This window comes from Neisseria sp. P0021.S005 (assembly GCF_051956955.1).
On the sequence record NZ_JBQCWY010000125.1, the window covers coordinates 1 to 7,222 of the forward strand.

Genomic DNA, 7,222 nt, shown 5'->3' on the forward strand with positions numbered 1-7,222 from the left:
TCGCTGGTTTTTTCGCTGTCGTCTGCAATATGGCGAAATTTGATACCTGTACGCGTGGTAATCCACTCGTCGGAAGTGTCCACTTTTTTGGCAAGGTCGTCATTGCTGACGCGGTTGGCAGGAAGGTAGCTGCCTGTACCGGAAATTTTGGCATATTGCATGAGAACGGCCTTTTTAGAGAGTTGATTCAGATAGTCGGGTATTGTAAGCGAAAATGGGAAAATTCCCAATATTAAGAATGAAGTCGGTGATTAAAGATAAAAACAGGCCGTCTGAACTTTTTGGAGTTTCAGACGGCCTGTGTATATCAGCCTTAAGCTTCCGTTGCTGGAGTAGCGGTTTCTTCCAGTTCGGCTGCTGCTTTGGCGGCTTCCAAAGCAGCCAACTGGGTGGCTACGCCTTGTTCGATTTTAGCGAGGCCGGCGGATTTGGCTTCGTGGTAGGCTTCTTCCAAAGCATAACGGAAGCCGACTTCGTCGGTTCCACCGTGGCTCTTAATCACAATACCGCGTAAACCAAGCAGGATGGCGCCGTTAAATTTGCGCGGATCCAGTTTGCCTTTCAAACCTTTGAGTGCGGGCAGGGCGGCAATGGCGGCAAGTTTGTTGAACAGGGTGCTTTTGAATTCACGACGGATGGCGCCGCTCATGAATTTAACCGCGCCTTCGATGGTTTTGAGCATAACGTTGCCGACAAACCCGTCTGCGACAACGACATCGGCTTCGCCATACAAAACGCTGTTGCTTTCGATATTGCCGATAAAGTTGAGTTTGCTGCTGCTCAACAGTTTAAAGGTTTGTTTGACGGCATCCGTACCTTTGATGTCTTCTGTACCGACGTTCAAGAGGGCGACGCGCGGGCTACCTTTTTCGGGGTGTAGCGCGTGTACCAGCTCGCTGCCGATGATGGCAAATTGAACCAGTTGTTCGGGCGTACAGTCGACGTTAGCTCCCAAATCCAAAGCCAGAGTAACGTGTTCGCTGTCGGAAGGCAGGAATTTGGCGATAGCAGGGCGCTCAATGCCGGGAATGGTTTTGAGGACGAATCGGGCGGTCGCCATCAGTGCGCCGGTATTGCCTGCCGATACGGCAGCTTGCGCGTTGCCTTCTTTAACTTGGTTGATGGCGATGCGCATGGATGATTCTTTTTTATTTTTCAGCGCAGATTGCGGTGCTTCATCCATTTCGACGACTTGCGCTGCATGGCAGACAGTAATGCGGTCCATAGGTGCGCCTGCCGAGCTTAATGCTTGGCGGACTGCTGCTTCATCTCCGACCATAATCAGATGTACGTCGGATTGCTGTTTCAGGAAATCCACTGCACCGGGGACGGTAATCGCAAGGCCTGCATCTCCGCCCATGGCATCTACGGCCAGTGTAATCATGTTGTTCTCCGGTTTGTGTGTTTCAGACGGCATCAAACAATCGGAAAAGCACACTCATCCGATTTTCAGGAGATTAAATGGAAAATCAGATGAAAAGGCTTGTTGCGATGGTCGTACCAGATTTATTGGTTTTGCGCGGCCAATTTGTTGTGTTCGTCGATGTCCAGCGCGTCCCAAGGATAGTTGATCCACCAGTCTTCAACGGTGATGCCGCTGAAATAAGGGATGCCTTCGGGAATCTTGCCAACTTTGGCTTTGATTTTTTCATGCAATACTGCCACGCCGATAGTGCCGAAATCTTCTTTCAACAATTCGTTCAGGCAGAATTCCATGGTAACGCGGCTGTCGTCCACTTCGTCAACAACCAGTACGTTTTTGCCTTTCAGTACATCGGGAACGGGATCGAGCCATTGGACTTTTTTCACTTCCTCGGTCACTTGACCTTCGTGATCGTTGTCGTAGTAGGCTGTGGTCACGGCGTAAATCGGAATTTCCAAGAAGCAGCGCAACATGCGGGCAGGGATAAAACCGCCGCCGCCAATGGCAATCATGGCATCGTATTTGGTGCCGGAGTTTTGGATTTTTTCCGCCAATCCTTTGATTACGCGGTGGATGTCGTCGTAGGTGTACCAGATTTTACGTTTCATGGTGTGCTTCCGAAGAGGAAAATACAGGGTGCAATGCAAAAAAGCCAGTCATTGCATGGCAATATTCTGGCTTTTTCAGTCAGACGAACGGATTATTCGCCTTTAGCTTTTACCACTTTACGGCCACGGTACATACCGTTTGGAGAAATGTGGTGTGGACGATGCACTTCGCCGGTTGCGCTGTCAACAGACAGAGAAGGCGCAGTCAGAGCGTCGTGTGAACGGTGCATACCGCGTTTAGAAGGGGATTTTTTGTTTTGTTGAACGGCCATTTCAAGCTCCTAGATAAATAAACTGTGTCCTAATTAACTGCTTTTCAAACCTGCTAAAACAGCGAAGGGGTTTGGTTTGTCCCGATTGACTTCGTCCAGTGTTCCATTGTTGCCGCAGTCTTCGTGTCGAGGGGAGAAAGGGAGCGACATCAGGATTTGGTCTTCAACCAGAGTCCGCACGTCAAGCTCTTTTTCGAGCAGCATGCCTTCCAATTCTTCATCGGTAAGCATGGCTTCGTCCAAACTCTCTTCATCGGCAAACAGGACGATACGGCTGGTTTCATCGAGTAGAAACGGCATGGGCGTAATGCAACGCTGGCAAATCAGGGGCATGTCGGCTTTGACGTTTAAATCGAGAAACAGACGTTGCAGCCGGTCGCGACCGCCTTGCAGCGTAAACGACACGCGTGTCTGTTTGTCGGCCGGATAATCGTGCGAACTGACTCGTTCATCCAATTCTTCGAGCAGGAAGCTGCCTTGCAGATTCTGCCCTTCGGCGGCGAAAACTTCTGGGTCAATCAAATTAGGGTATGACATAAACGGAGTATGATATAATTTTGGCAGTCTAACGTCAATGTTTTTAAGTAAAAATATGGAAGTAAAACTGCCTTTGGTTTTAGGGTCGAGTTCGGTTTTCCGCTGCGGACAGCTTCGCCGTTTGGGTATCGATTTTCAGACGGCATCGCCTGATTTTGACGAAACGCCTATTGCGGGCGAACATGCAGGCGAAACGGCGCTGCGTTTGGCGGAAGGCAAAGCCCGTTCATTGGCGGCAGCTTTTCCTGCCGCGCTGATTATCGGTGCAGACCAAGTGGCATGGTGCGAAGGACGTCAATTGGGTAAGCCGATGAACGTCGCAAATGCACAACAGATGCTGGAAAACTTAAGCGGAAAACGGATTGAATTTTACAGCGCAATCGTGCTTTTGAATACTGCTACGGGCAAGGTTCAGCATCATGTCGATCATACGGTGGTTGCCATGCGCCAGTTGTCGCAGGAACAAATCAGCCGATATTTGGAACGCGAGCCGGATGCAGTTTATTGCGCCGGTGCGGCGAAAAGCGAGGGTTTGGGCGCCGCTTTGTTGGAGCGGATTGAAAGTACGGACCCGAATGCTTTGATCGGCCTTCCGATTTTCCGTCTGATTGATTTTTTGAAAAACGAAGGTGTGGAAGTTTTATAGTTTGAGGCCGTCTGAATGTGTTCAGACGGCCTGAGATTTTTTGGAGTTGCAAGAATGAAACCGATTTTGTATTTGATTCCTACCCCTTTGGGTGCGCCTGATACGCCATGCCTGTTGCCGCATGAACAACAGGCGATTGTCGGGCTGACGGATTTTGTCGTAGAAGCGGAAAAAACAGCGCGCGCGCATTTGAAACATTTGGGCGTAACTACGCCTATCCGCGAGCTGAATCTGCAAACGCTGAATGAACACACGGATTTGAAGACTTTGCCGGAATTGCTGAAACCTTTGCAAGAAGGGCGCAGTATGGGTATTGTCAGTGAGGCAGGTTGCCCGGCTGTTGCCGACCCGGGCGCGAATTTGGTGGCGTTGGCGCATAAACACGGTTTTGAAGTACGACCTTTGGTCGGGCCGTCCAGTTTGTTGCTGGCGCTGATGGCTTCGGGTGCGAATGGTCAGAACTTTGCGTTTAAGGGTTATTTGCCGTCTGAAAAAAATGAGCGGATTCAGTGTTTGAAGGCTTTGGAACAACGTTCGCGCCAGCAGAATGAAACGCAGCTGTTTATCGAAACGCCGTATCGCAACGATGCGTTGTTGGCTGATGCGGTGGAAAACCTGCATCCTGAAACGCGATTATGCGTGGCCACGGACTTAACCTTACCGACACAGGAAATCATCAGCCAAACGATTGCGCAGTGGCGGAAAAGAAAAGAAATGCCGAATTTGAAAAAACGCCCGACGATTTTTGTGCTTCATGCCGCTTAAAACTGGATTGGGTTCAATCTCAAACTGTATTTGTTTGAGGAAATAAAAAAGGCCGTCTGAACAACAGACGGCCTTTATGTTGCCTAAGCTTTTATCAAGAAACGACTTCGCCTTGGGCGCGTTGTTTTTCGATGCTGCGGTTGATGTGCCATTGTTGGGCGATGGTCAAGAGGTTGTTGACTACCCAGTACAGAACCAAACCGGCAGGGAAGAAGAAGAACATGATGGAGAAAATCAAAGGCATGACTTTCATCATTTTCGCCTGCATAGGGTCGGTTGACGGCGGATTCAGATAAGTTTGTGCAAACATGGTCGCCGCCATAATCAAAGGCAGGATGTAGAAAGGATCCGGACGGCTCAAGTCGGTAATCCAACCCAACCAAGGCGCTTGACGCAATTCTACGGAGGCGAACAATGCCCAGTACAGACCGATGAAGACGGGGATTTGCAACAGCATAGGCAGACAGCCGCCCAGCGGATTGATTTTCTCGTCTTTGTAAAGCTGCATCATGGCTTGTTGTTGCGCCATGCGGTCATCGCCGTATTTCTCTTTGATAGCTTGCAATTTAGGTGCAGCGGCACGCATTTTTGCCATAGAGCGGTAAGAGGCGTTGGTCAACGGGTACAGCACGGCTTTGACGATGATGGTCAAAACGATGATTGCCCAGCCCCAGTTGCCGATGATGTTGTGCAGTTGGTTCAAGAGCCAGAAGAGCGGGGAGGCGAACCAGTGTACTTTGCCGTAGTCTTTGGCCAGTTGCAGTTTGTCGGCGATGTTGGCGATAACGGAAGTGGTTTGCGGACCGGCATACAGGTTGATGGCGGTTTCGGCTTTCGCGCCGGCTTGAATGGCGGCTAAAGGCACGCTGACGCTTGCGCTGTACAGGTTGTCGTTGCGACGTTTGATGTCGATACGGCAGTCGCCTGCGGCGCAAACGCTTTGGCCGTCTTTAGGCTGCAAAATCCAAGTGGACATGAAATGGTGTTCAATCATGCCGAGCCAGCCGGTCGGCATTTTGCGGATGTATTCGGCTTCGGATTTGCCGGATTTGGCATCGTCGTCCAAATCAGAGAAGCTGACTTTTTGGAAGCCGCCTTCAGGGGTGTAAACCACCGGGCCGACGTAAGAGCGGGTAAAGTAGCCTTGGCCTTCAGGTTCGCTGTGGTCGCGGACGATGCGGTAGTCTGCGCTCAGGTTGACGGGTTGGCCTTTGCTGTTGGTAATGTCGAAACGGACGTTAACCAAGTAGCTGCCTTTGGTAAAAGTATAAACTTTGTCGATTTTCAGGCCGTTGGTTTCAGGTGCGCTCAGGCGGACTTCAACTTTGTCGCCTTCCAAACTGTATTGTTTTTGCGGAGCGGTAAAGCTGATGCCTTTTAGTACGTTGTTACCTTGTGCGTCCAAAAGCTCGGATTGGGCAACGTAGGTGTATTCCTTGCCGTCGTTAAACAGGACGAAAGGTTTGTGTTCGTCACCGGTTGCTTTGTATTGCAAGAGGGTCAGCTGGCGCAGATCGCCGCTTTTTTCATCGATGACGGCTTTGACCGTGTCTGTGGTAACGGTAATGGGGGTGGCTGGAGCAAGCGCGGCTTCGGCAGCGGCTTTTGCCGGAGCAGCGGCCGTTTGCTGTTGCGCGGCTTGTTGCGCCGGATTAGGTTTGGGGCTGGGGAAAAAATGTTCCCAGCCGGCAAAAATTGCCACTGAAATGGCAAAAAACGCCATTAGTCTTTTAAAATCCATAAGAGATTCCTGGAATTGACGGATAGGTAATCGAGATGAAAACTGCTTCAGACGGCATTATATAGAAACCGACGGGAAATTAAAGGAAATCGTGTTCTTTAAATGGTTGACAGCAGCATTATGGAACAGGGTCATGTCCGTGTCCGCCGAAAGGATGGCATCGTGCGATGCGTTTGATTGCCAGCCATCCGCCTTTGAATGCGCCGTATTTTTTGACGGCTTCGACTGCGTATTGTGAACAGGTCGGGGTATAGCGGCAGCGCGGCGGAATGAGGGGGCTGATGCAGTATTGGTAAAAGCGGATGAGTGCAAGGAGGAGCTTGGAAAGCAGGGTATTCATCAGCGTTTTTTCATCAGCTGGGCAAGTTGGTTTCGAGCTTCCGGGGCAGTTTCCCGATTAAACGCCTGACGCACGCGCACAACAAAATCATGCGGCGGCAGCTGGTGTTGATTCAGCCTGAACCAGTCGCGGATGACGCGCTTCATATAATTGCGGTCATGGGCGCGTTTGGCGGTCTTTTTGCTGACGACCAAACCAAGGCGCGGATGGCCGAGCGCGTTGTCTGCGGACTGGGAGACTTGCAGCAAATCGCGGCTGCGTCGGTTTTTCAACGCAAAAACGGATGAAAAATCATCCGTTTTTAATAAGCGATACTGCTTTGAGAAGCCGTAATTCAAAATTATACAGCCAAGCGTTTGCGGCCTTTGGCGCGACGGGCAGCCAATACTGCGCGACCACCACGAGTTTTGGAGCGAACCAAGAAGCCGTGGGTGCGTTTGCGTTTGGTAACGGAAGGTTGATAAGTGCGTTTCATGATGTTTCCTAAAAATTGGTAGATAATTAAACCGTGAATTACACTCCAATTTGCCGCTTTTGTCAATCAATATAAAAACTTTTCGTTGGCCAAAGTGTGACAACGGGTTTTATGCATTGATAGAATTTGTGGATAAAATTTTGCGGCGGTTGTGGATAAAAAAGAGCAGAATGGGTATAATCGCCCAACCTTGCTTTTCTCTGTGCGCAAGGCCGTCTGAAAGCAGCGGGAGTATCGTAAGAATTTGATTTTTATCGGATTGCCTGTCTGCTCTGCCTTCTTGTATTTCCCAAATCTTCCATTTTCCGAGCTTAATCTCATGACGTTAGCTGAATTTTGGCCGCTGTGCCTTTGCCGCCTTCACGAAATGTTGCCTGCCGGGCAGTTTGCGCAATGGATTGCGCCTTTGACCGTG

10 protein-coding genes and 1 pseudogene are annotated in these 7,222 nt (G+C 50.2%); 2 read left to right on the forward strand and 9 right to left on the reverse strand.

Annotation, left to right across the window (positions count from 1 at the left end; genetic code table 11):
• From ACTHUE_RS08630 to ACTHUE_RS08650, 5 genes and pseudogenes are all read right to left on the reverse strand, one after another.
• Nucleotides 1-161 (reverse strand): annotated as a pseudogene (locus tag ACTHUE_RS08630) (3-oxoacyl-ACP synthase); the annotation flags it as partial.
• Nucleotides 162-313: 152 nt separating this feature from the next.
• The gene (gene plsX / locus ACTHUE_RS08635) at nucleotides 314-1,384 is read right to left on the reverse strand and encodes a phosphate acyltransferase PlsX (protein WP_049336419.1); all 1,071 of its coding nucleotides are present in this window, start codon (nucleotides 1,382-1,384) and stop codon (nucleotides 314-316) included.
• A gap of 122 nt (nucleotides 1,385-1,506) precedes the next feature.
• A complete protein-coding gene (locus ACTHUE_RS08640; protein WP_049332638.1) occupies nucleotides 1,507-2,031 on the reverse strand; it encodes a phosphoribosyltransferase in 525 nt (174 codons plus the stop codon).
• A gap of 92 nt (nucleotides 2,032-2,123) precedes the next feature.
• On the reverse strand, nucleotides 2,124-2,303 hold the full coding sequence (gene rpmF / locus ACTHUE_RS08645) for a 50S ribosomal protein L32 (RefSeq protein ID WP_002240035.1): 180 nt from the start codon (nucleotides 2,301-2,303) through the stop codon (nucleotides 2,124-2,126).
• 33 nt (nucleotides 2,304-2,336) lie between these two features.
• Entirely contained in the window at nucleotides 2,337-2,840 is a 504-nt protein-coding gene (locus ACTHUE_RS08650) for a YceD family protein (RefSeq protein ID WP_049336368.1), read from the reverse strand.
• A gap of 55 nt (nucleotides 2,841-2,895) precedes the next feature.
• Between ACTHUE_RS08650 and ACTHUE_RS08655 the strand changes: the two genes are divergently transcribed.
• Together ACTHUE_RS08655 and ACTHUE_RS08660 are read left to right on the forward strand one after the other, a co-directional pair.
• A complete protein-coding gene (locus ACTHUE_RS08655; protein WP_049336421.1) occupies nucleotides 2,896-3,486 on the forward strand; it encodes a Maf family protein in 591 nt (196 codons plus the stop codon).
• 54 nt (nucleotides 3,487-3,540) lie between these two features.
• A complete protein-coding gene (locus ACTHUE_RS08660; RefSeq protein ID WP_049336370.1) occupies nucleotides 3,541-4,251 on the forward strand; it encodes an SAM-dependent methyltransferase in 711 nt (236 codons plus the stop codon).
• A 94-nt stretch (nucleotides 4,252-4,345) separates the two neighbouring features.
• Here ACTHUE_RS08660 and yidC read toward each other — a convergent pair whose 3' ends face one another.
• The 4 genes from yidC to rpmH all read right to left on the reverse strand — a co-directional run bounded on the left by yidC (nucleotide 4,346) and on the right by rpmH (nucleotide 6,807).
• Nucleotides 4,346-5,992 (reverse strand): membrane protein insertase YidC, encoded by a 1,647-nt coding sequence (gene yidC / locus ACTHUE_RS08665; RefSeq protein ID WP_049336372.1) that lies wholly within the window; start codon nucleotides 5,990-5,992, stop codon nucleotides 4,346-4,348.
• Nucleotides 5,993-6,110: 118 nt separating this feature from the next.
• Entirely contained in the window at nucleotides 6,111-6,332 is a 222-nt protein-coding gene (yidD, locus tag ACTHUE_RS08670) for a membrane protein insertion efficiency factor YidD (protein ID WP_003682178.1), read from the reverse strand.
• On the reverse strand, nucleotides 6,332-6,670 hold the full coding sequence (gene rnpA, locus ACTHUE_RS08675) for a ribonuclease P protein component (protein ID WP_049343532.1): 339 nt from the start codon (nucleotides 6,668-6,670) through the stop codon (nucleotides 6,332-6,334). Before rnpA ends, yidD begins: the two co-directional genes overlap by 1 nt.
• 2 nt (nucleotides 6,671-6,672) lie before the next feature.
• Entirely contained in the window at nucleotides 6,673-6,807 is a 135-nt protein-coding gene (rpmH, locus tag ACTHUE_RS08680; RefSeq protein ID WP_002214728.1) for a 50S ribosomal protein L34, read from the reverse strand.
• Nucleotides 6,808-7,222: the final 415 nt, after the last annotated feature.

Coding starts and splice junctions, on each gene's coding strand:
- plsX (WP_049336419.1), bottom strand. CDS start 1,384: ATGATTACACTGGCCGTAGATGCCATGGGCGGAGATGCAGGCCTTGCG.
- ACTHUE_RS08640 (WP_049332638.1), bottom strand. CDS start 2,031: ATGAAACGTAAAATCTGGTACACCTACGACGACATCCACCGCGTAATC.
- rpmF (WP_002240035.1), bottom strand. CDS start 2,303: ATGGCCGTTCAACAAAACAAAAAATCCCCTTCTAAACGCGGTATGCAC.
- ACTHUE_RS08650 (WP_049336368.1), bottom strand. CDS start 2,840: ATGTCATACCCTAATTTGATTGACCCAGAAGTTTTCGCCGCCGAAGGG.
- ACTHUE_RS08655 (WP_049336421.1), top strand. CDS start 2,896: ATGGAAGTAAAACTGCCTTTGGTTTTAGGGTCGAGTTCGGTTTTCCGC.
- ACTHUE_RS08660 (WP_049336370.1), top strand. CDS start 3,541: ATGAAACCGATTTTGTATTTGATTCCTACCCCTTTGGGTGCGCCTGAT.
- yidC (WP_049336372.1), bottom strand. CDS start 5,992: ATGGATTTTAAAAGACTAATGGCGTTTTTTGCCATTTCAGTGGCAATT.
- yidD (WP_003682178.1), bottom strand. CDS start 6,332: ATGAATACCCTGCTTTCCAAGCTCCTCCTTGCACTCATCCGCTTTTAC.
- rpmH (WP_002214728.1), bottom strand. CDS start 6,807: ATGAAACGCACTTATCAACCTTCCGTTACCAAACGCAAACGCACCCAC.